The sequence below is a fragment of the Arenibacter hampyeongensis genome, assembly GCF_002909255.1.
GTDB lineage: Bacteria > Bacteroidota > Bacteroidia > Flavobacteriales > Flavobacteriaceae > Arenibacter > Arenibacter hampyeongensis.
The window spans coordinates 11,844-36,498 of the sequence record NZ_PIOB01000004.1 but is presented as its reverse complement, the minus strand read 5'-3'; the positions used below and the strand labels follow the sequence as shown (position 1 = coordinate 36,498).

Here is a 24,655-nt window from a genome sequence, read left to right as displayed (position 1 = left end):
ATGTAAATGTAAATATTCTCAACGCAATATTTACACGAAGGTAAGAAGTATATGAATTTAAAAAACAAACATTTTGTTATAATTGTAACATGTGTAATCTTCCTAGCGTGTAAAGAATCTATTCCCAAGCTTGGAAATATTGAAGGGCAACGGATTCAGATCAATTACTCCGCTACTCCAAAAGATTCCGTTGAAATCTATATCTCTCCTTATCGCAACAGGATCAACGAGGTATTGGACAGCGTTTTGGCTTTTGCTCCAAAAGCCATATCCAAAACGGAAGGAACATTGAATACAACCGCTGGCAATTTAATGGCGGACATTGTAATGCATGAGGTAGATCCCGTTTTTAAAGCTAGAACGGGTAAGAATGTAGATTTTGTACTTCTTAATTTCGGAAGTATCCGCTCTGTAATTTCCGCAGGGAATATTACCGAGCGCACTGCCTTTGAGGTGATGCCCTTTGAAAATTCGGTGGTTATCGCAGAATTGGACGGCAAAACCGTTAGAGCAATGGTATCGTTCCTAATAAAGTCGACCGTTGCCCATCCCATTTCAGGGATTCAAATAATTTTGGATAAAAATAAAAGTTTACAGGAGGTCAACATTCAAGGAAAGCCCTTTGATGAGAACAGGACTTATTATGTAGCAACATCGGATTATTTGGTCACAGGTGGGGATAAAATGGATTTTTTTAAAGATTATATTTCATTGACCGATTCTGATTATTTGATTAGAAATACCTTGATCGATTATTTTAAGAAAATGGATACTATAACCCCATTTGAAGATGATCGATTTATAAAAATTGATTAATTATGGATCGTAGAAAATTTATAACCAGAACTGCAGCTTCTTCCACGTTTATTGGCTTAGGAGGTCTATCGATGAATTCTTGCCATAATTCGTCCAGTAAGCGTATTACCATCTTGCACACCAATGATGTACATAGCCATATAGACCCCTTTCCAAACAACCATTCCGCTTATCCCAACTTGGGCGGTGTGGCCAGAAGAGCAACTATAGTGGACCAAATAAGAAAAGAAAACCCAAATACACTTTTGTTCGATGCCGGGGATATTTTTCAAGGAACTCCTTACTTCAATTTTTATGGGGGCGAATTGGAATTTAAATTGATGAGCATGTTAAAATATGATGCCGCCACCATTGGCAATCACGATTTCGACAATGGTCTCGATGGTCTTGCCGCGCAACTTCCTTATGCAAAATTTGATTTTTTATCGGCCAACTACGATTTTAGTAATACGACGATGGACGGGCACGTAAATCCTTATAAGATATATATTTTAGACGGAATAAAGATTGGAGTTTTCGGATTGGGAATAGAGCTTGCCGGTTTAGTAACCAAAAAGCTGTACCAAGAAACCGTTTATCTAGATCCCATTGAGATTGCCCAAGAAATAAGCCGTACCTTAAAGGAAGAAGAGAAATGTGATCTAATTATCTGTCTTTCCCATTTAGGATACCAATACCAAAATCCACAAAAACCGGACGACCTAAAACTTGCGGCCAGCACAGAAAATATAGATTTAATTATTGGTGGCCATACGCATACATTTTTGGATCGGCCAACTATAACCAACAATAGAAAAAACCAACAAACATTGGTAAACCAAGTAGGTTGTTTTGGTATTAATTTAGGCCGAATCGATTTTTATTTTGACGACGGAAAGCAAAATGCTTCAGAGGGCGTGTCCATCAAGGTTTAAACTCAAAATTATGATTCAGGAAAAAGTTAAATCTATAGTCTCCAAAAAAATTATTAAAATACTTGGAGACGACCTTGTAGAACACGCAGATGCCATAGCCGTTGAGGAACCCCTGGAAATAAGCATCAGCCTTATAAAAGTGGATCCACCCATTACCAATAAAAGTATTTCCATAACCATGAGGACCCCTGGCCATGATCGAGATCTTGCCATAGGATTTCTTTTCACCGAAGGAATTATCATTGCCTCCCATCAAATTTCAGGAGTTATTCTTGATGATAATAGCGTTGAGGTCCAATTAAACAATTCTGAAGAAGTAGATCTTAGCAAACTGGAAAGACATTTTTACACCAGCAGTAGTTGTGGTGTTTGTGGCAAAGCCAGTATTGAAGCTTTAAAAACAGTATGTCGTCTACCCTCCTCCCCATCGGATTTTCTAATTGAAAAAAATCTCATTAAATCCTTTCCCGGGATTCTTCAGCAACAACAGAATATCTTTAACAATACCGGAGGCATACATGCAGCCGCCCTATTCAATACCCAAGGACAACTAATTAATGTTCGGGAAGATGTTGGCAGGCATAATGCCTTGGATAAACTCATAGGCAATAGTCTTCAACAAGAGAATTTGCCCTTAAACCAATATTTATTATTTCTGAGTGGTAGAGCCAGTTTTGAATTGATACAAAAGGCGGCCATGGCTGGAATTCATTTCATTATGGCTGTCGGAGCACCATCCAGCTTGGCTGTGGAATTGGCCGAGGAACATGACATTACCCTTATCGGCTTTCTAAGTGAAACCCGCTATAACATCTACACCGGAGCAAATCGAATTAAAATATAGGTATCTTAACTTTGAAGCTAATTGTGTAATCCATAACTTTATATACTGATATAAAATTTGGTTTGAATGAAAATTAGGATACAGGGCAATTCAATACGCTACAGGCTCACAAAGTCCGAAGTAACTGCATTACAAGAGAAAGGTTGTTTTGAAGAGCATACCTCCTTTAACGGTAAAAACTTTGGCTATCGAGTATTGGCTAAAGAGGGTATCACCGCCCTCCAAGCGGATTTCCTAAATAATACCATTACTTTATTTCTTCCCAAAGTTGAAAGCGAAAAATGGCCGGATATAGATCTAGTGGGTTATTCGAATGATATGACTTTGGACAATGGACAAACTTTACGCCTTCTCTTGGAAAAAGATTTTGTTTGTTTGGATGAGCGTATTGAAGATCAATCGGATAATTACCCCAACCCCGCGGCAACAAGCAAATCCTAATGGCCAAAAATCCAGAAAAAACCAGTCCAAGTCCAACAGCTCCGGCAATATTAACCGGTCTAAAAACTGCAGAACCCAAGAAAGTTGCTGCAGGTATTCCTGCTGTTTTTTCTTCAGCCAAACATGTTTTAGGGGAAATGGGACTCGGTCGAGGATTAAAAGCACTTGCCAACCTCAACCAAAAAGGTGGAATTGACTGTCCAGGATGTGCCTGGCCAGACCCGGACGATGAGCGAAGCTCAATAGCAGAATATTGCGAAAATGGCGCCAAAGCCATTGCCGAAGAGGCCACTACCAAAAAATTGGACGCTAAATTTTTTAAAGAAAACAGAGTTTCCCAACTTTCCATGCTTTCCGATTACGAAATAGGCAAAAAAGGGAGGTTGGCCCAACCCATGTACTTGCCCGAAGGGTCCGACTTTTATCAGGAAATAACATGGGAAGGGGCTTTTGATAAAATAGCAGAACATCTCAATAAATTAAATAGTCCTGATGAGGCTATATTTTACACCTCTGGTAGAACTAGTAATGAGGCCGCTTTTCTATACCAGCTTTTTGTCAGGGAATACGGCACCAATAATATGCCGGACTGCAGCAATATGTGCCACGAAAGTAGTGGCGTGGCTCTTACGGATACCCTTGGCATAGGTAAGGGATCGGTAAAACTGGAAGATTTTTACAACACTGAGGTAATTCTGATCCTAGGACAAAATCCCGGGACAAATCACCCAAGAATGCTAAGTGCCCTTAAAAGGGCAAAAGAAAATGGTACCACCATAATTTCTATAAACCCTATTATCGAGACAGGTCTTTTAAATTTCAACAATCCCCAAGAAATAAAGGGGGCATTGGGAATAAAGACCAAATTAACCGATATATACCTCCAAGTAAAAATAAATGGGGATATGGCCCTGCTCCAGGCATTGGTAAAACTTATGCTGGCCATAGAAGACAGGCGTCCAGGTACTGTTTTCGATCATTCATTTATTGATAAAAAAACCCTGGGATTTAAAGATTACTTGAACCACATAAGAACACTTAATTTAAATGAACTTGTAGCTGAATCTGGAATACCCCTGGAAACCCTGCAAACTGTTGCCAATATCCTAAGCACCAAAAATAAAATTATTGCCTGTTGGGCCATGGGCCTTACACAACACAAAAATTCTGTTAATACAATAAAAGAAATTGTCAACCTTTTGTTATTAAAGGGAAGCATAGGAAAACCCGGTGCCGGTACATGCCCTGTCCGAGGCCACAGCAACGTCCAGGGGGACCGAACCATGGGTATTTACGAAAAGCCTCCAAAATCATTGTTGGACAGCCTGGAAAAAGTATTCCAATTTAGTCCACCTCGAAAACATGGATTTGACACAGTGGAAAGTATTAAAGCCATGCACTCCGGTAAAGCTAAAGTCTTTTTTGCAATGGGAGGTAATTTTTTATCGGCAACCCCGGACACCTTATATACAGCAGAAGCACTTCAGAAATGTGACCTTACCGTACAAGTTTCCACCAAGCTCAACCGTAGCCACCTTATCCATGGCAAGGAAGCTATTATCCTGCCCTGTTTGGGAAGGACGGACAAAGATATTGTCAATGGGGAATTACAATTTGTAAGTGTTGAAAATTCAATGGGAATTGTGCATAGCTCCAAAGGAAGTCTAAACCCCATATCCTCCAAATTGTTAAGTGAACCTACCATTGTTTGCCATTTGGCCATGGCCGCTTTGAAAAACTCCAAGGTGGACTGGAAAAAATACCTGGAACATTACGACCATATTAGGGACAGTATCCAAAAATGTATTCCAGGATTTGAGAACTACAACCAAAAGATAAGACAGCCTTCAGGCTTCTATTTGCCTAATGGGGCACGGGACAATTCCTATAATACTACAACTGGGAAGGCCCATTTCAGTATCTCCAATAGTGAGGCCATTATTTTACAATCAGATGAACTTCTAATGATGACCATACGTAGCCACGATCAGTTTAACACCACTATTTATGGACTTAATGATCGATATAGAGGTATTTTTAATGAACGAAGGATTATATTGATGAATCCCAAAGATATGGAAGAGCACCAGCTCAATGAACGCGATCTGGTAGACCTATTTAATTATCACGACAATAAGGAACGTGTGGCCCAAAAGTTTATAGTAATTCCATACGATATCCCCCAACAATGCTGTGCAACCTACTTTCCTGAGGCCAATGTTTTGGTCCCATTAAACAGTACGGCCGACCAAAGCAATACCCCTACTTCCAAATCGGTGATTATTAAAGTAAAAAAACATGCCTCCTAGACCTTACAAGAAACAAAATCCAGGACTATTGGGTCATACTTGAAGAAAATCATATTACCATGGTAATCATTAAAAGAAGTAATTCCAAAAATTTGGATTTTATAGCGCTGGTTAAATTACTCGATTCCGATTTGAAACAAAGGGATGGGGATGAGCATGACTTCTATGCGCAATTCAATGGCATAGTAAACCTACCTTTTGTAGTTTTGGCTTATCGGGATAATAAACCGGTAGGTTGTGGCGCAATAAAGGAATACAATTCCACCACCATGGAGATAAAAAGAATGTTTGTTGCAACAAACGAACGCGGAAAGGGAATTGCTTCAATGATTTTAAAGGAGCTTGAAAAATGGGCAGCGGAAAAGAATTGCAGTTCCTGTATTCTGGAAACAGGACTTAGACAGCCAGAGGCCATTTCACTCTATAAAAAAAATGGTTACCTCCCTATTCCCAACTACGGACAATACAAAGGAATGGTCAACAGTGTTTGCTTTATTAAAAAACTATGACATTATTTACTAAAACACTACCTTACCAATCTCTAATAAAATTAAATTATTTATCTTAATCCAGCGCAATGCAAAAAGCCTTATATCTTTCTTTCCTCCTGTTTTTATTTACTATCGGTACATGGTGCCAGGCCCAGCAACGTGAATATTATCAACTTAAAACCTTCCTCTTGGACACCGAGGAACAGGAAATAAGTACTGACAAATATCTGAGCGAGGCCTTATTGCCCGCACTTAAAAAACTGAATATAAAGAACGTGGGCGTGTTAAAACCTAGAACCATAGATTCTTTAAATCCCAGAAGTATAAAAGTATTGATTCCAATGAAAGGTCCTGGCGATTTGGAAACAATAGAGACCAAACTTCAAAAGGATAAGGTTTATATGGCAGCTTCCAAGGATTTTTTGGATGCACCCTATAAAAACCCACCTTTCAGTAGGGTCGAATCTGTCCTTTTAAAGGCATTTGTGGATATGCCCAAGATGAAGCCATCACCTTTAAGCGGACCCCGTAAAGACCGAATCTATGAATTGAGAAGTTACGAATCGGCGACAGAGGCCAAATACATAAACAAGGTGGAGATGTTCAACAAAGGTGGGGAGGTAACACTTTTTGACAATTTAGGGTTTAATGCCGTTTTTTATGGGGAGGTACTTTCAGGACCCCATATGCCCAACCTCATGTATATGACCACATTTGAAAATCAGGCCAGTAGGGATGCCCATTGGAAATCATTTTCCGATTCACCCGTTTGGAATAAATTAAAAGCGGACCCAAGGTACCAAAACAATGTTTCCAAGAACGTCACCCGCTTTTTCTACCCTACTGAATATTCTGATTATTAATCATAACTCCGTTTTGTATCCAGACCTTGGAAATAAAGGAGAAAAACCATGTTGGGGATAAAAAAATTTTATTACAAAAAAGGCCGCGAAACTATATCACGGCCTTTTGTTTTTACCTAATAACCACTAAAATTTTAGCCAGAAACAGCCGTTACTACCGCTGTTGTGCCAAAAAATACTCCGTCAATTGCCGTTGTTCATCCTCCAAGTCTATGCTGGGAAATTTTTTCCCTGCCATTCCATACCAATAACCCGCATTAAATTTATCCCCTTCCTTTCTATGTAAATAAGCATGGATCCAGCTCCCATTGTTATCATGCATGTCCTGCGCAATATTGTGTGACGACTCCCAATCTCCCTTAACATCGAACCACATGGCCCTCAAGGCTCCGGACCAAGTAAGCGGTGGCGAGTGTTGCGTAAGGGTTTTTTCAAATTCCTTGTAACTTTTTGGAATGGACATTATACCTATATTAATTTGACAAATTATGCTACAGTATTGGATAGGGTCCCTATTGAATCTACTGTAATATTAATAACATCCCCGTGATCAAGGGTAAAGGAATCGGGTGGCACCACACCGGTCCCGGTCATTAAAAGACTGCCATAAGGGAAAGACATTTCGCGATAAAGGTAATGGACAAGATCGGTAAGTTTTCTTTTCATTTGTCCCACCTCGGTCTCACCCTCGAATACGTTATTACCGTTACGAACAATTTGAATTTTGATCTTGGTATCCATAGAAATGGGTTCCTTGGTAAGCCAAATACAAGGCCCTATAGCCGCAGCACCATCATAACTCTTGGCCTGTGGGAGATATAAGGGATTCTCCCCTTCAATATCCCTAGAACTCATGTCGTTACCAATGGTATACCCTATTATTTTGGCATTGGGAGTTATTACCAATGTCAATTCCGGCTCGGGAACGTTCCATTTGGAATCCCTTCTAATCCTAACATCCTGCTTATGCCCTACTGCCCGGCTAGCAGTACTTTTAAAAAACAATTCAGGCCTTTCAGCATTATAGACCCGGTCATAAAAATCACCTCCCCCGGCATCTTTGGATTCTTCAATGCGGGCCTCCCTACTCTTATAATAGGTTACTCCGGATGCCCAAATTTCTTGGCGCCCCACTGGTGGCACTAAACTGTTGGTCAATATGGTATCGCTATTTTCAATAGGATCAAGCTTGGAAATCAAGGTCAGGGTACTGGCAAAAATGTCATCGTCCGCAATAAACGAATCCCAATCCATATCGGTTAGATAAAATTTATGGTTATTTTCAATTAGAATACCTTGGTTGGTCTTAAAAACTTTCATCCTATTTAAATTATATTAATAAACTTATTATGGTTAAAACTATCATTGCCGAAAAACCCAAAATGGCAGTCCCTAAACTATGTGTCCTATATCCTTGATTTACTTTCATATCACTTAGCTGGGTAACCACCCAAAAAAAACTATCATTGGCATGGGAGACCAAAGATGCACCAGCCCCAATGGCAATGACCGCCAAAGCTTTTGATACCTCTGTATCAAAACCCATTGCAGGCATCAAAGGGGCAATAATGGATGCTGTTGTAATAATGGCTACCGTAGAGGAGCCCTGGGCTGTCTTAATACCTGCGGCAATTAAGAATGGTAGCCATATCCCCAAATTTCCGTTGGAAACATTGTTCTCCAGCAAGGAACTAATGTCCGAAGTCTCTAGTACTTTTCCAAATGCCCCGCCAGCCCCTGTTATTAATATGATAATGGCTGCAGAGGTAAGTGCCTCCCCTATCCAACCCGAGGTACTTAACATTTCCTTATCCAATTTCTTGGGCAGGGTAAATGACAGTACCATTCCGATCAACAGGGCTACCACTGGGTTGCCCACAAATCCTATTGCGTGCTTAAAAGTTCCGTCCCCAAACGGCAGGGTTGGGTATTCGGCAAAAGACCTCAACACGATAAGAATTATGGGAACCACTATAGGAATAAAGGATTTAAAAACCGATGGAGCGTTTTCCAGCTGGGAATTAATTTGCTCCTCCGTTAGCTTTGGCGCGGGATCAATGAAAATTTTGGAACCTATTTTTTTGGCAAACAAAATACAGACCAACAAGGCCGGTATACTGGTCATTAGCCCAAAGAGAATAACCTGACCCAAATCTGCACCCAAGATTCCTGCAGCAGCGATGGGTCCCGGAGTTGGCGGCACCATAGTGTGCGAAGCCATTAAACCTAGAGACAAGGCCACTATTGTTCCCGCCAAGGACAATTTTGCCTTTTTTGTCAGCGCCCTATTTAATGGGGAGACAATAATAAATCCGCTATCGGCAAATACCGGTATGGATACAAAATAACCAATAAAGCCCATGGCCATATGTACCCTCTTAGGACCAATAATCTTTAAGACAAGGTTGGCCAAGGTATAGGCTCCGCCAGATTTTTCCAGAAAAGTCCCTATAATTAAACCCGCTATAATTATGATACCAATACCACCTATCGTAGCACCAAATCCATCGTTAATAGTTCTTATGAGTTCATCCAATGGGAGTCCTGAAAAAATACCGAACAACAAGCTGGCTGCCAGTAAAGCCAAAAATGGGTGAAGCTTAAAACGGGTGGAAGCCACAATAATGAAAACAATACAGATTAGCAGTAGCAGGATGGTATACATAATTCTTATTTAGTGTAGCACTTTTTAAACTTCATAATCTTCCTAAACTATCTGTAGCATACATTGATTATCTTCATTCTTCATAATAGGCCAATTATAGCATACCCATAAAATCGGTCTCCGAAATAATGGGCACTCCCAAACTTTCTGCTTTCGTCCTTTTACTGGGACCCATCTTATCTCCTGCCACAAGATAAGAAGTTTTTGAGGAAATACTGGACCCCACTTTTCCGCCATTATCTTCGATCAATTTTTTAAGTTCATCCCTACTGAGGTTTTCGAAAACACCCGACACTACGAAGGTATATCCTTTCAAAAGATCCGTCTGATTTTGAAGCTTGTCAGCTGAGACTTCCAATTGTACTCCGTATTTCCTTAATCTAGAAATGATTACCAAATTGATCTCATTCTGAAAAAATGACACCACACTTTCCGCAATACGCTGCCCAATCTCGTCCACCCCCATCAATTCCTCTTCACTGGCTATCATTAGGGCGTCAATATTTTTATAAGCCTTCGCCAGTTTCTTGGCCACTGTTTCTCCTACAAACCTAATTCCCAGGGCAAACAAAACCCGTTCAAAAGGAATTTTGACAGATTCAGCAACTCCCTTTACCAGGTTTTCGGCCGACTTTTCAGCCATTCGTTCCAAGGGTATCAATTGTTCCGTGGTAAGTAAATATAGATCTGCATAGTTTTTAATAAGTCCCTCCTTAAAAAGAAGTTCAACGGTTTCTCCACCCAAACCTTCTATATCCAAAGCCTTACGGGAAATATAATGTTGAATACGGCCTGTAATCTGGGGAGGACATCCATATTCATTGGGACAATAGTGCTTGGCATCTCCCTCCGTTCTTTCCAGTAGGGTATTGCATTCGGGACAATGATCTATGTAGTTGGTAGGCTGGGAATCGGCAGGTCTTTGACTGAAATCCACACCCACGATTTTTGGGATTATTTCCCCCCCTTTTTCCACAAAAACGGTATCCCCCGCCCTAATATCCAGTTTTTCTATTTGGTCGGCATTATGAAGGGAAGCTCTTTTTACGGTAGTTCCTGCCAAAAGTACAGGTTCCAAATTGGCTACAGGGGTTATTGCCCCTGTACGTCCTACTTGGTATGTAATCTCATTCAAAATAGTAGAAACCTGCTCGGTCTTAAATTTATAGGCCATAGCCCAACGTGGAGATTTGGAAGTATACCCCAATTCTTCCTGATGTTGTATGCTATTCACTTTAATTACCACCCCATCGGTCTCATAGGGCAGTTCATGTCTATGCTTATCCCAGTAATCAATAAATTCCAGAACGTCATCCGTAGTTTTGCATAATTTGGCCGCTATAGGGACCTTAAATCCCCAATTTCTGGCTTTTTCCAGCATTTGGAACTGTGACTCCATTCCCAGATTTACTCCCACTATACTGTACAACAAACAATCAAGAGGACGTTCGGCAACAAGGGCGCTGTCCTGTAATTTTAAACTGCCTGAAGCTGTATTTCTTGGATTCATGTAGGGGTCTTCCCCGTTCTCCAACCTCTCTTGGTTCATCTTTGCAAACCCTTCAAAAGGAAGAACGATCTCTCCCCGAATATCAAATTTGGGCGGGTAATCCCCTTTTAATTGCAAGGGTACCGATCTAATGGTCTTTATATTATTGGTAACGTCATCGCCCTGAAACCCATCACCTCGAGTAAGTCCGCGTACCAGCCTACCATCCTCGTAAGTTAAGCTTATAGACGCCCCGTCGTATTTTAGTTCACAGGTAAATTCCACTGGGGCATCTCCCAATATTTTTTGAATGCGTTTTTCCCAATCTTCCAGATCTTCTTTGGAATAGGAATTGTCCAATGAATACATGCGATGCTCATGCACAAGTGTTTCAAAATTCTTGGTGATGGTTCCACCTACCCTTAAAGAGGGGGAACTGGCATCATAGAATTCAGGATATTTATCTTCAAGGGCCTGCAGTTCCTTTAGTTTCGTATCAAACTCAAAATCCGAAATGGTGGCATTGTCCAGCACATAATAATTATAATTATGCTCCCTAAGTTCGGTTCTAAGGTTTTCTATTTTCTGTTTAATTTCCATTTATAGCTGTTCCTTTTTAATCCACTTTGGCAATGGCAAGGGTTGGTAGTTTTTCATTTTATGTATAAGTCCGTCAATAGAATTATCTATTAACAATATATCGTAATATTCCTGTTTCAGGAATCCCTTACGTACCATGGTCCGCAACATGGCAAGCAGTTCATCATAAAATCCATTGACATTCAAAAGACCAATTGGTTTTTGATGGAGGCCAAGTTGTGCCCATGTAATCATCTCGAATAATTCCTCCATGGTACCATATCCACCGGGAAGTGCTATAATTCCATCGGAAAGGTCGTGCATCCTTAATTTGCGTTTATGCATATTCTTCGTAATAATCAGTTCGGTAAGTCCAGAATGAAAAACCTCCTTCAGTTTTAGAAAATCCGGAATAACGCCTATAACCTTACCATGGTTCTCCAAGGCACCTTGTGCCAATTTTCCCATAATGCCAATTTTTGCAGCCCCATAGACCAAGGTAATCCCCTCATCCGCCAACCTTGCCCCCAATTGATAGGCGCAATCCACAATTTCCCGATCATTGCCCTCACTGCTCCCACAAAATACAACTACGCTTTTCATAATTTACACAACTCCTTAAGAAGAAATATTTGAGTGTACAACCATTTGGCAGACAGTAATCCTTCGTTAAAAATCAATACAAAAATCAGGAATTAAGCATTCCTTTCAACATCCTATCATTACCAGAAATATCCTTTCTGAGTTCAATATCCGAAAAATTTCCATTTTCCAAAAGTTCTTTAGTCTCCTCGCCTAAATATTGATTGACCTCAAAGAATAAAACACCACTTTTCTTTAAATGACCTTTAGCAAATTGGACAATTTTTTTATAGAATATTAAAGGGTCTTTATCGGAAACAAAAAGTGCAGACCTAGGTTCATGGTCCAAAACATTATTTTTCATTTTCATTTTTTCCAATTCCCTGACATAGGGAGGATTAGACACAATTACATCAAATTCACCTTTAAAGCCCAACATAGTAAGGATATCCGCTTCAATAAACGCTATGTCGACTTTATTTTCTTTCGCATTCCTTTCAGCTACCTGGATGGCTCCTTGTGAAATATCCATGGCAACCACTTTGGCATTGGGCAGGTTTTTGGCCAGGGCAATGGCAATACACCCACTTCCTGTTCCAATATCCAATATTTTTATCTCCTTGGTAGAATCCTGCCTTTGTAGCTCATCCAGGACCCAATACACCAATTCTTCTGTTTCCGGTCGAGGAATCAGAACATTTTCGTCTACATTAAACTCAAGATCACAAAAATGGGCTTTCCCCAAAATATATTGAATGGGACGTTCCTCCTTTAATTGGCTCAAAGCATAAAATAAGTGTTCCTCCTTTTCTTTGGACACTACCAGATTGGGCTCCAAGACCAAAACAAATCTTTCCAAACCCAGATAATGACCTATTACCAAATAAAAAAAGCTATCTACCTCTTCTTTTGGGAAGAGGGAATCTAGCTCTAGATGGTAAATTTCTTTAATCTCCTTTAATAACATACCAACTTTTTGCAAACCGTATTATCAATATGGAACTTAACAGCATTCCGTATTCCTTCAGTGTTTTCTATAAACTTTTAAGCATCCAAACTGAGCATGAATAATGGCCGGTATTTCCCATAGGCCCATCTATATAATGAAATCCTGTCCTTAAATACAATTTTTGGGCATCCTCCATATAGGGCATGGTTTCCAAGTAGCACTGCTCATAGCCATATTTAATAGCTCTATTTATACAAACATTGATCATCTTAAGGCCCAATCCCCTCCCCCTGGCCTCTTCCAGAAAATACATTTTCTGCACTTCGCATACGTTCCCTACATAATTTTCCAATTGGGCAATTCCCGCACATCCTATAATAATGCCATTTTCCTCGGCCACAAAATAATCGGCCCTTGGAACATCATAATTTTCATACATCCGATCCAAAGCTTTATCGGCATAGGCAGTACCAATCTTAGGAACACCCAAATCCTCCAAAACTTTCCTTATCACCCTTGCAACCTCCTCATTGTCATTAGGCTTAATTTCTCTTATAGTAGTGACTAACATATGTTTACTAAAAATCTACTAATATTGTTCTATTTTTACGAAGTGAAGATACACGAAAAATATATTTCAAGATGTATACAACTTGCCAAAAATGGACTGGGAACTACCTACCCCAATCCCATGGTGGGCAGTATTATTGTTCATGGGGATACTATTATAGGAGAGGGCTACACCAGTCCCTATGGCGGTCCCCATGCCGAAGTCAATGCCATAAATTCCGTAAAAGACAAGGCACTGTTAAATCAGGCCACCATATACGTAACCTTGGAACCATGTTCCCATTACGGCAAAACCCCTCCCTGTGCAGACTTAATTATAAAGCATGGGATTCCCAACGTAATTGTAGGCCTCTTGGACCCACACGAAAAAGTTGCGGGCAAAGGTATTGAAAAACTAAGGGCTGCCGGCTGCCAGGTTAGTGTTGGTGTTCTTGAGAAGGAGTGCCGGGAACACCATAGAAGATTTTTGACCTTTCACACCAAAAAGAGGCCCTATATTATTTTGAAATGGGCAGAAACGGCTGATGGATTTATAGCTCCAAGCCAAGAAAAAAGAAGTAACAATCTACAACCTTTTTGGATTACCAACCCGTATTCCCAGCAATTGGTACACAAATGGCGTAGTCAGGAACAGGCCATTTTAGTAGGGACCAATACCGTATTGGCCGATAACCCCCAGCTGAACGTTCGTCATTGGAAAGGTAAGGATCCCATTAGAATTGTTTTGGACAGGAAATTAAAAATAAATAGCAAATACCATGTATTGGACGGTAGCGTAAAAACCATCATCCTCAGCGGCCATGATCATAAAAAGTCCGAGGGCGAAATTTTATATGAGGAAATTGATTTTAGAAATAATATAGCTCCTCAAATTTGCACCATTCTCTATAAACATAACATATTGAGTGTCATTATTGAAGGTGGGGCCAAAACACTTCAGAGCTTTATAGATACGGAACTATGGGATGAAGCCAGGGTATTTAAAGGCAAAACTACATTTGGGGAAGGTCTAAGAGCTCCAGTAATCCATGGTATTACCACTTGTGAAAAGCAAATAGAATCAGATACACTAACACTCATTAAACATGATTAAAAACATCATATTCGATTTTGGGGATATTTTTATCAACCTGGACAAACAGGTAGTTTTTAAAGCATTGGAAAATAAAAATATCCAAGAATTTCTACCTAAATATCATTCCATAAATGAGGAATTTGAAGTTGGCAAGATTGGCCCTCAGGAATTTGTAGACTTATTGCAACCAGATTTTCCCCACCTCACATCCAAATCGATCATCGATATTTGGAATTCCATGTTGTTGGATTTTCCTGAATATCGTCTCAACTTTTTAGAAAACCTGGATAAAGAAAAAAAATATAGACTATTCCTTTTAAGCAATACCAATGCCTTGCACATCCCCCATGTGGGACAGATTATGGGTGCCGAAAATTACGGGCGGTTCAAAAACTCTTTTGAACAATTTTATTTATCGCATGAAATCAAATTAAGAAAACCCAATAAAGAAATATTCCAATTTGTATTGGAGCAAAACAATCTGAGTCCGGAGGATACCCTATTTATTGACGACACCAAAGAAAATACGGATGCCGCCAAGGAATTGGGAATATATACCTGGAACCTACAGGTTGGCAAGGAAGACGTTATTCAACTAAAGGAAAGACTGTAACATGTTGGACCTAGGTTTAAGCGTACTGTTTTCCAGTTTAATTTTTGTTGTTTTCAAACTATTTGACACCTATAAGGTAGAAACTTTAATTGCCATTATAATTAATTATGTAGTTGCCTCGGCGGCTGGCATGATCTTATATGAAAAAAACATTGTTTTCTTGGAAGTCCCTACAAAACCATGGTTTCTGGGCACTTTGGTTTTGGGTATATTGTTTATCCTTGTATTTAATCTTATGGCCGCTACCTCACAAAAAAGTGGGGTTTCAGTGGCTTCGGTAGCTACTAAGATGTCGCTCGTAATTCCAGTTATCTTTGGTTTGTTGGTATATGATGAGCAACTAGGGGCCTTAAAAACCATAGGCATTATTTTGGCCCTGGCCGCAGTATATTTCGCTTCTGTAAAGGAAAGGGATATACTGATAAAGAAGAATGTCCTGATACTTCCTGTCATGGTTTTTATAGGTTCGGGCATAATAGATACCAGCATTAAGTATTTGGAGGAAACACTGGTTCCCAAGGATGAGTTTCCCCTGTTTTCCGCAGTGGTTTTTGGTTCTGCCGCAATAACCGGCATTATTTATATCAGCTTAAAATCTTTTAAAACACGTTCTACGCCAAGTATTACAACTGCTCTTGGCGGAATTGGACTGGGCATCCTAAATTATTTTTCTATATATTACCTATTGCGTGCTTTACAACAAGAAAACCTTAACAGTGCATCTGTTTTTACAATAAATAATGTAGCCATCGTAATGTTCTCTACGCTTTTGGGGGTTTTGCTGTTCAAGGAGCGTATCAGCGTCAAAAATTGGATGGGAATTACACTAGCTGTCATCAGTATTATCCTGGTCGCTTTTTTTTAATGGAACAATATGGAGTTGGACACCTACAAAACCTTGGAATCACCCTCAAAGGAGATTTTATTCAAAGAACGAAAAAGCAAGTTTTTCGGATATGCTTTCCCTTTAAAGGACGAAGAAGAAGTAAAGCCTATAATTGAAGAATTACGTAAACTTCACCATACGGCCAACCACGTTTGTTACGCTTGGCAATTGGGGTTTGAGGAGGTCAGCTATAGGGCGAATGATGACGGCGAACCCAATAACTCAGCTGGAATGCCCATCTATGGCCAAATACAGTCGTTTGGCATCACAAATGTCCTTGTTGCCGTGGTTCGTATTTTTGGCGGCACCAAACTAGGGGTCGGAGGATTAATATCCGCATATAGAACTGCAGCGCAAATGGCACTCGGTTCTGCCCAAATAATTGAAAAGACATTGCAGCAAAGATATTTGCTTTCTTTCGAATATTCCGACATGGATAAGGTTATGAGAACCATTAAGCAACATCAAATGGAAATTACGGCCCAAAAAATGGATATGGATTGCGCAATTGAAATATCCGTTAGAAAAAACGAGGCTGATCCTACCGAAATTATTTTTGCGGCAATGTATCCGGTGAAAATAAAAAAACTAGATATTTAGATTGTCCAAGATATAGCTCGGACATTTTATAGGCTTATTCGTTTTCATATCTATAAATGCCAAAACGGTATTGGCCTCTATCAACAATTCCTTGGCCTCATTGCGTATCTCATAGTCAAATTCTATTCTAACCATCGGTCTCTTGCGAATAAAGGTCTTTACTGTTAAAAGATCATCATAAACTGCTGATTTCCTGTATGTAATATTTAAGGAAATTACAGGCAACATTATTCCGTTTTCCTCCATCGTTTTGTAGGAAATGCCCATGGACCTCAGCCACTCTACCCGTCCCATCTCTAGATATTGCGGGTAATTCCCATGATAAACCACCCCCATTTGATCCGTTTCGCCGTATCTAACCCTAAAAGAAAATTCATTAAAATCCATGTTATTCCGTGTAAAACCTTTATATTTAAAAGTGTGAAAAATTTGTGGTACAACATGAGAAAAAAAAAGCGAAAATTCAACCTCTTTGGATTTTTTTTTTAGAATATTTGTTCACATATTTGCCCACTTGATAATCCCAATTAACCTGGCTGAATATCATCAGTAATTTACACTAACCAAAAAAAAGAAAACTTTAAAAATGAGTGTTACTGCAACGTCCGTATGGAACCATTGTTTGGGCTTTATTAAAGACAATATCCAACCGCAGGCATTCAAAACTTGGTTCGAACCAATAAAACCTGTTAAACTTTCAGATAATGCCTTGAGCATTCAAGTTCCTAGTAAATTCTTTTATGAATGGCTGGAAGAGCACTACGTTAAACTATTAAAAGTTGCGCTCACCAAAGAATTGGGTGAGACCGCCAAATTGGTGTACATCATTAAAATGGAAAACACCTATGGCAATCGCGAACCTTTTACAGAAAAAATACCGAGTTCCAATAGGTCCCATGTAGAGCCTCAAGAATTGGACGTAGCCATAAAATCCAAAAACCCGGAATTAAAGAATCCCTTTGTAATTCCAGGGATAAGAAACATAAAAATTGAGTCCCAATTAAATCCAAGTTATAATTTCGACAATTTCTTGGAAGGTGATTCCAATAGGTTGGCCAGGTCGGCCGGCATGGCAGTTGCCAATAAACCCGGTGGAACCTCTTTTAACCCACTACTGGTTTTTGGTGGTGTTGGTTTGGGAAAAACACATTTGGCACATGCCATAGGCGTTGAGATAAAGGATAAATACCCAGAAAGAACGGTACTTTACATCTCTGCCGAAAAATTTACCCAGCAATATATTGAGTCCGTAAAAAAGAACACTAGAAACGATTTTATTCATTTCTACCAATTGATCGATGTGCTCATTATTGATGACGTACAATTTCTGTCAGGTAAGTCAGGAACACAGGATGTTTTCTTCCACATTTTTAATCATTTGCACCAAAATGGAAAGCAAGTAATCCTAACTTCGGATAAGGCACCTGTTGATATGCAGGACATAGAACAGCGTTTGCTTTCCCGTTTTAAATGGGGATTGTCAGCGGAACTTCAAACACCCGACTACGAAACAAGGATATCGATCTTAAAAAATAAATTGTATCGAGATGGCGTAGAAATGCCCGAAGATATCATAGACTACGTTGCCAAACACATAAAAACCAATATTCGGGAATTGGAAGGGGCCATAATTTCACTAATTGCCCAGTCCTCCTTCAACAAGAAGGAAGTTACTCTTGAATTGGCCCAACTGGTCGTGGAGAAATTCGTAAAGAACACCAAAAGGGAAGTGTCCATAGATTATATCCAAAAAGTGGTTTCCGACTATTTTGAAATGGATGTGGCCACTTTACAGTCAAAAACCAGAAAAAGGCATATTGTACAAGCCAGACAATTGGCCATGTTCTTTGCTAAAAAATTCACCAAGGCCTCCTTGGCAAGTATTGGATCCCAAATTGGAAAAAGAGACCATGCTACGGTATTGCACGCTTGCAAAACTGTGGATAACCTGGCAGAAACCGACAAACAGTTCCGAAAATACATAGACGACTTAACAAAGAAGTTTTCCTAATATTGACATAAGTATGGGTGCCAAAGTCCTTATGGTCTGCTTAGGGAATATATGTAGGTCGCCATTGGCCGAAGGTATTCTAAAAAGCAAGCTGGATAAGGAAAATTTCCATGTGGATTCGGCAGGTACAGCTAGTTATCATATTGGAAAAAAACCGGATGATCGATCTATTTCGATAGCAAAAAGATACGGGATCGATATTAGCCAGCAACGCTGTAGGCAATTTACCTTCAAAGATTTTAGTGATTTTGATTTTATTTTTGCCATGGACAACAGTAATTATGAAAACGTAATTGCCCTTGCCAAAAATAAGAACGATAAAGCAAAAGTGAAGTTACTGCTTTATAAAACAAATACTACCAACAAAGAAGTTCCTGACCCCTATTATGGTGGTGACGACGGTTTTGAAGAAATATTTCATTTAATAGACTCGGCATGCAACCTAATTGCCCAAGACCTAATGCATAAATAATGTAATACCTATGAACCAAACAATGGGCAATATTGGCAAACTCTATTTAATCCCAACCACCTTGGGCGACAATGAACCCTTGGAGGTGCTACCAATATCCATTAAAAGGACCATTGAACATATTGATCACTACATAGTGGAAAATGAAAAAACTGCTAGACACTTTATCAAAAAAATAAGTTCTAAGAAATCCCAACCCAGCTTACACATTAACCTTCTAAACAAATTTACAGAGCCAGCAATCCTTCCCACTTTTTTAGACTCTTGTTTTGAGGGGTATAATGTGGGCATACTATCCGAAGCAGGTTGTCCTGGAATTGCCGATCCCGGCGCCGATATAGTCCGAATTGCACATCAAAAAGGTATTCAGGTTGTGCCTTTGGTAGGCCCCTCCTCTATCCTATTGGCCTTAATGGCCAGTGGTTTAAATGGTCAAAGTTTTGCTTTTAATGGCTATCTTCCCATAGAGGCAGGGGAAAGAAAAAAAAGCATCAAGAAGTTTGAAAAACTATCTAGGGATTTTGATCAATCACAAATATTCATTGAAACACCTTATAGAAACGATAAACTGCTGGCCGAATTAATAAAATCACTCTCCCCCCAAACTTTGGTTTGCATTGCCTGTGACATTACCCTTCCCACAGAATTTATCGCCACCAAACAGGTTGCAGATTGGCAAAGAGCTTCGGTGGATCTTCATAAAAGACCCACTATTTTCATTATTCACGCATAAAAAAACCCTAGCAATATTGCCAGGGTCCTTCCATTTTCATAATTATAAACTCTTTATATTCTTGGATTTCTTTTGGGGGTTACATGGGAAATATCATAACCTGAGAATTTTTTGATGTAATATGAAACGGACGAACCAAAGTCGTCATCCACATTTAATTCCCCATAGGACCGTAAATACTTTTTTACATTCCCCGCCCCTGCCAAATGTGCAGCAGCTAGAATACCCGATTCCGTAATCTCCTGACCATTAATTACTACGCCAACAAAACGTTTAATATCCCTTCTCAAAATCCACTTATTCCTTGAAAGATTGGTATGAAATACCCTTTCTTGCAGAACTGGATCGTTTAGAAATAATGTAGCGTTGTAAACACCAAGTAGTTCCAGGGTACCAATACCAAATTGATACTTTCCTAAATAACCTAATGCGTTGGTAGTAAAATAATTTCCTTGAGATTCCTTAAAGGCTAATGCCTCTTTAAACCCATTATAGGATGTTCCTAAAAAGGGTGGCGCAGCCATAGTCGTTTTTAAAACAGTTTTGTGTTTGGGATACAAAACTTCGGTAGGTCCATTTACTCTAAAAGCCTCAGGAATAACCATTTTTACTGGCTTAAACCCATAACTAATAAAAATAAAAATCATGATAACGGGGAACAAATAACTTGTCCACTTTCTCATATTTTTGTTTTCTTAAGACTTACAACCAAAAAAGGGTTTGCTTAAATTTCACTTTACAAAGATATGCCCGTTTTTTAAAAACCGACCCACTTTAACGCAACTTTGTACAAAATGTTATAAATATTGGATAAATGACACAAATTTAAGGACCATTGGCTCACCGGTTGATCTTTTGACTATTGATCCATCGGATATACTGCTCTTTATTGCGGTTATGTTGCGCCAATGTTTTCGCAAACTTGTGATAACCAAAGTTTTCCACATTGGCAACGAAGTAATAATATTCATGCCTTTCCGGATTTAAAACGGCATCGATTGCCGAAATATCTGGCATGGCAATAGGTCCCGGAGGCAAACCGGTTACCTTATAGGTATTATAAGGGGAGTCCAATTCCAAATCCTTGTACAGCACCCTTTTTATGATGGTATCAAAATTACCCGTATGAAGTTTTATGGCATAGATTACTGTGGGATCTGCCTGAAGCATCATCCCAGTTCTCAATCGGTTGAGATACACACCGGCCACCCTTGGTCTTTCATCTACTTTTGCCGTCTCCTTATGTACAATGGAAGCCAAAGTGATCACTTCCGAAGAATTTAGTCCCAAAGCCTTCGCCTTAGCTTGGCGACTATCGTTCCAAAATCTAGTGTATTCCTTGAACATCCTTTCTTTAAAGCCTTCAGCAGATGTATTCCAGAAAAACTCATAACTGTTGGGAATATACATGGACAGCGCTGTCTTATCATTAAACCCCTTTGTTTTTAAAAACTCTTGATCCATAAAGTGACTCAACAAACTGATGCTATCCGCTTCTATCTGAAGGGATATTCTACCAGCTAAATCCGCCAAGGTTTCCTGATTGTTAAAAGCGACCTTAACAGGAATATTGCCACTTCGTAGGGAATTTACAATATCGTTATTGTTCATTCCCTTTTTTATGGCATATTTTCCAGCCTTTACATTATCACTATAGCCCTTTTTATCCGCAGCAGATCCAAAAGTTTTCATATCCTTCAATAGTGGGTCCACAATTCCCTTTAGCTGTTCAAAGTTTGAATCTGAAGGAATATAGACATAGGCAACCTCGTCGTTAAATTGGGTGTTTGGTATAAAAAAGGCGGTGTAAACCATATATGCGAAGGCACCACCAATCAACATTCCCACAATAACAATAACCAGTAAAATTTTCTTTATATACATTAGCTATTTATCTTTTGAAACAAGATTTCATTTTTAAAAGTACCATTGGAATAAATCCAATCCCTTTTTATCCCTACTTTCTGGAACCCAAGTTTAGAAAACAAATGTATACTGGGAGCATTATCCTCCAATACATTGGCATAAATTTGTCTCATTCCCAAAACTGAAAAAGCATAATTACAGAGTATGGTAATGGCTTCGGCACCTACCCCCTTGTTCCTGTCAATTTTACTACTCACGATAATTCCCATTCCCACCCTTAAATTCTTGGGGTCGAAATCAAACAAATCTATTAAACCAACTACAGTCCCTTTCAGATTACAAATGCATAACCGTAATTGCTTTACCTCATAAATATCTTTATGCGCATTTTCCAGATAAAGCTTTAATACGTGTTTGGAATAAGGTGCTGTGGTCTCGCTTATTTCCCAAATTTCAGGATCGTTCTCCAACTGATACAGAAAATCCAAATCTTCCGGCTCCAAGCCTCTTAAATATATGTTTTCACCCTTAAGTCCCAACATTTACCCCTCCTTTAAAAACAAGTTGTGCAGGACCGGTCAACCATATCTGGTTATACCCATTTTCCTTACTTTGAAACTTAACTTCCAAGTTACCCCCCGGCGTAACAATTTTTACAGTATCACCATTGGTTTTACCCGAATGGTGCATTGCCAAGGCAACTGCAGTAACTCCCGTTCCACAAGATAAGGTTTCATCTTCTACTCCACGCTCGTAGGTCCTCACATTAAAAGTGTCCTCTCCGGCCAAAGCTACAAAGTTAATGTTACTGCCTTGCTCGCCGTATAATCCGTAACGCAACTTTTTTCCTTCCTTGCGAACATTAAAATCCTGGAGTCCGTCCACCAATTGAACGTGATGTGGGGAACCCGTATTTAAAAACAAAGAATTGGGTTTTTCCTTTATTTCCTTAACATCCTGCATTTGCAGACTAACAATACCATTATCTATTGTGGCATTATGAAGTCCGTCGACTGCTAAAAAGGAGGTGTTTTTATCCACAATCCCCAAGTAATTGGCAAAGGCTACGATACACCTACCACCATTGCCGCACATGGAACTTTGTCTACCGTCTGAATTGTAGTAGACCATTTTAAAATCCGCTGTCTTATCATTTTCCAGTAAAATAAGCCCATCGGCACCAATACCAAATCTTCTATCGCATAAAAATGAGACCAACTCAACATTGTCCTTTGGAAACACATCCTGACGATTATCGATCATCACAAAGTCATTTCCCGTTCCCTGATATTTATAAAAATTTAATAGCATATCGTAATTTAAGAGGCAAAGATATAATTTTATTAAGGTTTTGTTATCAGTTAAAAACTCGTTAAAGCCAAATAATTGGTATGGAATTGTGTTAATTTTACATCAGCGAATTAAAAAAAATGTTTTTATGAAGAAATTTGGAAGTTTATTATTGGTTTCTGTTTTTGCAGGTGCTATTACTTTAGGTGCTTACAAACTTTTTTTGGAGAAACCAAATTATGCAGTAATTCAGCAGGAAAATGGGGCAAACATGATTACATCGAGCTACACCCCTACCTCTGCCCTGGGCTCTGGAATTAACGAGGTTGATTTTACCATGGCTGCCCAGAACACGGTGAATGCTGTGGTACACGTTAAAAATGTAGCCGCCAGCAAAGGACCATCCAATATTATGGAATTTTTTTACGGCTATGGTGGGAGTCCAACACCTCAGGTGGGTACTGGTTCTGGAGTAATCATCTCACAGGATGGATATATTGTTACCAATAACCACGTAATTGCCAATGCCGACCAACTACAGGTTACTTTAAATAATAATAAAACCTATGATGCCGAGCTAATTGGCACCGACCCTAATTCTGATATTGCACTTATTAAGATCAAAGTTGACCGACAATTACCTTATTTGGCTTTTGGGGATTCGGACAATACAAAGGTAGGCGAATGGGTACTTGCCGTGGGAAATCCTTTTAATTTAACCTCTACGGTTACAGCCGGTATAGTTAGTGCCAAAGCTAGGGCATTGGCCAGTCTAGACCAGTCGTTTATACAAACCGATGCAGCTGTAAACCCTGGCAATAGTGGTGGTGCGTTGGTAAACACCAATGGTGATCTTATAGGCATCAATACTGCAATTACCTCGCAAACAGGCTCCTATGTGGGATATTCTTTTGCGGTACCAAGTAATATTGCAAAGAAAGTGGTTGAGGACATTATGGAATATGGCAACGTACAGAAAGGTATTTTAGGTATCAATACCGTTCCTATGAACAGTCCTTATGCCGTTGAAAATGGAATTAACGAAATTGATGGAGTCTATATAGCCGGCGTTGAGGAAGATTCCGGAGCATTTGATGCTGATTTGAAAGAAGGTGATATTATAAAAAATATCGATAATGTTGAAATCCACAAATTCGCAGACCTAATAGGATACATCTCTTCCAAGAGACCAGGGGACGAATTATTGGTCACCGTGTTACGCGGTGAAGAGCGTTTGGACTTCCCTGTAATGCTAAAAGAAAGGCAAACCATCATTATTCCTGTATTGGGTTTTGAGGTTAAAAACCTGACCGAGGATGAGAAAAAAAGCTTTAAGACCAAGAAAGGCGTTAAAATTATAGGAGTCCCCGAAACATATAGAAATTATGGTTTCGAAGGAAAAGTTTTACTTTCCTTTGGGGATGAGGAAATAATTGATATACAGGATGCCAAAAACAAGTTCGGCAAAATCTCTAGGTATGATAGGTCAAGTATCACCATGCTGAATAAAAAAGGAGAAAAAGAACGACTAATAATTCAATAATATTTGCAGTATAGACAAGCGTCCCGAATGGGGCGCTTTTTTTATGCATATATT

The 24,655-nt window shown here is 39.4% G+C and carries 27 protein-coding genes; 15 read left to right on the top strand and 12 right to left on the bottom strand.

What is annotated here, in order from left to right; all coding sequences use genetic code 11:
- Positions 1 to 51 precede the first annotated feature (51 nt).
- The 7 genes from CWD91_RS11005 to CWD91_RS10975 all read left to right on the top strand — a co-directional run bounded on the left by CWD91_RS11005 (position 52) and on the right by CWD91_RS10975 (position 6,678).
- A complete protein-coding gene (locus CWD91_RS11005; RefSeq protein ID WP_103441011.1) occupies positions 52 to 816 on the top strand; it encodes a 5'-nucleotidase C-terminal domain-containing protein in 765 nt (254 codons plus the stop codon).
- 2 nt (positions 817 to 818) lie between these two features.
- The gene (locus CWD91_RS11000) at positions 819 to 1,730 is read left to right on the top strand and encodes a bifunctional metallophosphatase/5'-nucleotidase (protein ID WP_103441010.1); all 912 of its coding nucleotides are present in this window, start codon (positions 819 to 821) and stop codon (positions 1,728 to 1,730) included.
- Between the two features lie 10 nt (positions 1,731 to 1,740).
- The gene (gene fdhD, locus CWD91_RS10995) at positions 1,741 to 2,574 is read left to right on the top strand and encodes a formate dehydrogenase accessory sulfurtransferase FdhD (RefSeq protein ID WP_103441009.1); all 834 of its coding nucleotides are present in this window, start codon (positions 1,741 to 1,743) and stop codon (positions 2,572 to 2,574) included.
- A 66-nt stretch (positions 2,575 to 2,640) separates the two neighbouring features.
- A complete protein-coding gene (locus CWD91_RS10990) occupies positions 2,641 to 3,015 on the top strand; it encodes a DUF7009 family protein (protein ID WP_103441008.1) in 375 nt (124 codons plus the stop codon).
- A complete protein-coding gene (locus tag CWD91_RS10985; RefSeq protein WP_103441007.1) occupies positions 3,015 to 5,324 on the top strand; it encodes an FdhF/YdeP family oxidoreductase in 2,310 nt (769 codons plus the stop codon). The genes CWD91_RS10990 and CWD91_RS10985 overlap by 1 nt, the downstream gene beginning before the upstream one ends.
- 59 nt (positions 5,325 to 5,383) lie before the next feature.
- Positions 5,384 to 5,833 carry a GNAT family N-acetyltransferase gene (locus tag CWD91_RS10980; RefSeq protein ID WP_103441006.1) on the top strand — a complete coding sequence of 150 codons (450 nt, stop codon included), beginning with the start codon at positions 5,384 to 5,386 and terminating at the stop codon, positions 5,831 to 5,833.
- 68 nt (positions 5,834 to 5,901) lie between these two features.
- Positions 5,902 to 6,678 carry an NIPSNAP family protein gene (locus CWD91_RS10975; protein ID WP_103441005.1) on the top strand — a complete coding sequence of 259 codons (777 nt, stop codon included), beginning with the start codon at positions 5,902 to 5,904 and terminating at the stop codon, positions 6,676 to 6,678.
- Positions 6,679 to 6,832: 154 nt separating this feature from the next.
- Here CWD91_RS10975 and CWD91_RS10970 read toward each other — a convergent pair whose 3' ends face one another.
- The 7 genes from CWD91_RS10970 to CWD91_RS10940 all read right to left on the bottom strand — a co-directional run bounded on the left by CWD91_RS10970 (position 6,833) and on the right by CWD91_RS10940 (position 13,513).
- Positions 6,833 to 7,141 carry a hypothetical protein gene (locus CWD91_RS10970; RefSeq protein WP_103441004.1) on the bottom strand — a complete coding sequence of 103 codons (309 nt, stop codon included), beginning with the start codon at positions 7,139 to 7,141 and terminating at the stop codon, positions 6,833 to 6,835.
- Between the two features lie 23 nt (positions 7,142 to 7,164).
- Positions 7,165 to 7,998, bottom strand: coding sequence for a fumarylacetoacetate hydrolase family protein (locus CWD91_RS10965; RefSeq protein ID WP_103441003.1), 834 nt, complete (start codon positions 7,996 to 7,998; stop codon positions 7,165 to 7,167).
- Positions 7,999 to 8,008: 10 nt separating this feature from the next.
- Positions 8,009 to 9,343, bottom strand: a complete 1,335-nt coding sequence (locus CWD91_RS10960; RefSeq protein ID WP_103441002.1) for a GntP family permease — start codon at positions 9,341 to 9,343, stop codon at positions 8,009 to 8,011.
- 94 nt (positions 9,344 to 9,437) lie between these two features.
- Positions 9,438 to 11,432, bottom strand: coding sequence for an NAD-dependent DNA ligase LigA (gene ligA, locus CWD91_RS10955; protein ID WP_103441001.1), 1,995 nt, complete (start codon positions 11,430 to 11,432; stop codon positions 9,438 to 9,440).
- Positions 11,433 to 12,014 carry an LOG family protein gene (locus CWD91_RS10950; protein WP_103441000.1) on the bottom strand — a complete coding sequence of 194 codons (582 nt, stop codon included), beginning with the start codon at positions 12,012 to 12,014 and terminating at the stop codon, positions 11,433 to 11,435. It abuts the gene before it with no gap.
- 85 nt (positions 12,015 to 12,099) lie between these two features.
- Entirely contained in the window at positions 12,100 to 12,960 is an 861-nt protein-coding gene (gene prmC, locus CWD91_RS10945; RefSeq protein WP_103440999.1) for a peptide chain release factor N(5)-glutamine methyltransferase, read from the bottom strand.
- 67 nt (positions 12,961 to 13,027) lie between these two features.
- Entirely contained in the window at positions 13,028 to 13,513 is a 486-nt protein-coding gene (locus CWD91_RS10940) for a GNAT family N-acetyltransferase (protein ID WP_103440998.1), read from the bottom strand.
- 42 nt (positions 13,514 to 13,555) lie between these two features.
- On the opposite strand from CWD91_RS10940, the gene ribD reads away from it, so the two are divergent.
- From ribD to CWD91_RS10920, 4 genes are read left to right on the top strand one after another with little or no spacing between them, the layout of a single operon-like run.
- Complete coding sequence (ribD, locus tag CWD91_RS10935) at positions 13,556 to 14,605, top strand: bifunctional diaminohydroxyphosphoribosylaminopyrimidine deaminase/5-amino-6-(5-phosphoribosylamino)uracil reductase RibD (RefSeq protein ID WP_103441419.1); 1,050 nt, start codon at positions 13,556 to 13,558, stop codon at positions 14,603 to 14,605.
- A complete protein-coding gene (locus CWD91_RS10930) occupies positions 14,598 to 15,200 on the top strand; it encodes an HAD family hydrolase (protein ID WP_103440997.1) in 603 nt (200 codons plus the stop codon). The genes ribD and CWD91_RS10930 overlap by 8 nt, the downstream gene beginning before the upstream one ends.
- Before the next feature lies 1 nt (position 15,201).
- Positions 15,202 to 16,065, top strand: a complete 864-nt coding sequence (locus CWD91_RS10925) for a DMT family transporter (RefSeq protein WP_103440996.1) — start codon at positions 15,202 to 15,204, stop codon at positions 16,063 to 16,065.
- A 9-nt stretch (positions 16,066 to 16,074) separates the two neighbouring features.
- Positions 16,075 to 16,686, top strand: coding sequence for an IMPACT family protein (locus CWD91_RS10920; protein ID WP_103440995.1), 612 nt, complete (start codon positions 16,075 to 16,077; stop codon positions 16,684 to 16,686).
- Here CWD91_RS10920 and CWD91_RS10915 read toward each other — a convergent pair.
- Positions 16,675 to 17,073 (bottom strand): acyl-CoA thioesterase, encoded by a 399-nt coding sequence (locus CWD91_RS10915; protein WP_103440994.1) that lies wholly within the window; start codon positions 17,071 to 17,073, stop codon positions 16,675 to 16,677. The two genes, CWD91_RS10920 and CWD91_RS10915, sit on opposite strands and share 12 nt — an antisense overlap.
- Positions 17,074 to 17,272: 199 nt before the next feature.
- Here CWD91_RS10915 and dnaA point away from each other — a divergent pair, with 199 nt between their 5' ends.
- Genes dnaA through CWD91_RS10900 form a run of 3 tightly spaced genes read left to right on the top strand, consistent with a single transcriptional unit; the run spans position 17,273 to position 19,902 of the window.
- Positions 17,273 to 18,697, top strand: coding sequence for a chromosomal replication initiator protein DnaA (gene dnaA / locus CWD91_RS10910; RefSeq protein ID WP_103440993.1), 1,425 nt, complete (start codon positions 17,273 to 17,275; stop codon positions 18,695 to 18,697).
- Positions 18,698 to 18,710: 13 nt separating this feature from the next.
- Positions 18,711 to 19,169, top strand: a complete 459-nt coding sequence (locus tag CWD91_RS10905) for a low molecular weight protein-tyrosine-phosphatase (protein ID WP_103440992.1) — start codon at positions 18,711 to 18,713, stop codon at positions 19,167 to 19,169.
- Positions 19,170 to 19,179: 10 nt separating this feature from the next.
- Positions 19,180 to 19,902, top strand: a complete 723-nt coding sequence (locus CWD91_RS10900) for an SAM-dependent methyltransferase (protein WP_239985744.1) — start codon at positions 19,180 to 19,182, stop codon at positions 19,900 to 19,902.
- Positions 19,903 to 19,955: 53 nt separating this feature from the next.
- Here CWD91_RS10900 and CWD91_RS10895 read toward each other — a convergent pair whose 3' ends face one another.
- The 4 genes from CWD91_RS10895 to dapF form a co-directional block, all read right to left on the bottom strand.
- A complete protein-coding gene (locus tag CWD91_RS10895) occupies positions 19,956 to 20,585 on the bottom strand; it encodes a hypothetical protein (RefSeq protein ID WP_103440991.1) in 630 nt (209 codons plus the stop codon).
- 157 nt (positions 20,586 to 20,742) lie between these two features.
- Entirely contained in the window at positions 20,743 to 21,786 is a 1,044-nt protein-coding gene (gene mltG, locus CWD91_RS10890) for an endolytic transglycosylase MltG (protein WP_103440990.1), read from the bottom strand.
- A complete protein-coding gene (locus CWD91_RS10885; protein WP_103440989.1) occupies positions 21,786 to 22,310 on the bottom strand; it encodes a GNAT family N-acetyltransferase in 525 nt (174 codons plus the stop codon). Before CWD91_RS10885 ends, mltG begins: the two co-directional genes overlap by 1 nt.
- On the bottom strand, positions 22,297 to 23,079 hold the full coding sequence (dapF, locus tag CWD91_RS10880) for a diaminopimelate epimerase (RefSeq protein WP_103440988.1): 783 nt from the start codon (positions 23,077 to 23,079) through the stop codon (positions 22,297 to 22,299). Before dapF ends, CWD91_RS10885 begins: the two co-directional genes overlap by 14 nt.
- A 127-nt stretch (positions 23,080 to 23,206) precedes the next feature.
- Here dapF and CWD91_RS10875 point away from each other — a divergent pair, with 127 nt between their 5' ends.
- A complete protein-coding gene (locus CWD91_RS10875) occupies positions 23,207 to 24,601 on the top strand; it encodes a S1C family serine protease (protein WP_103440987.1) in 1,395 nt (464 codons plus the stop codon).
- Positions 24,602 to 24,655 lie beyond the last annotated feature (54 nt).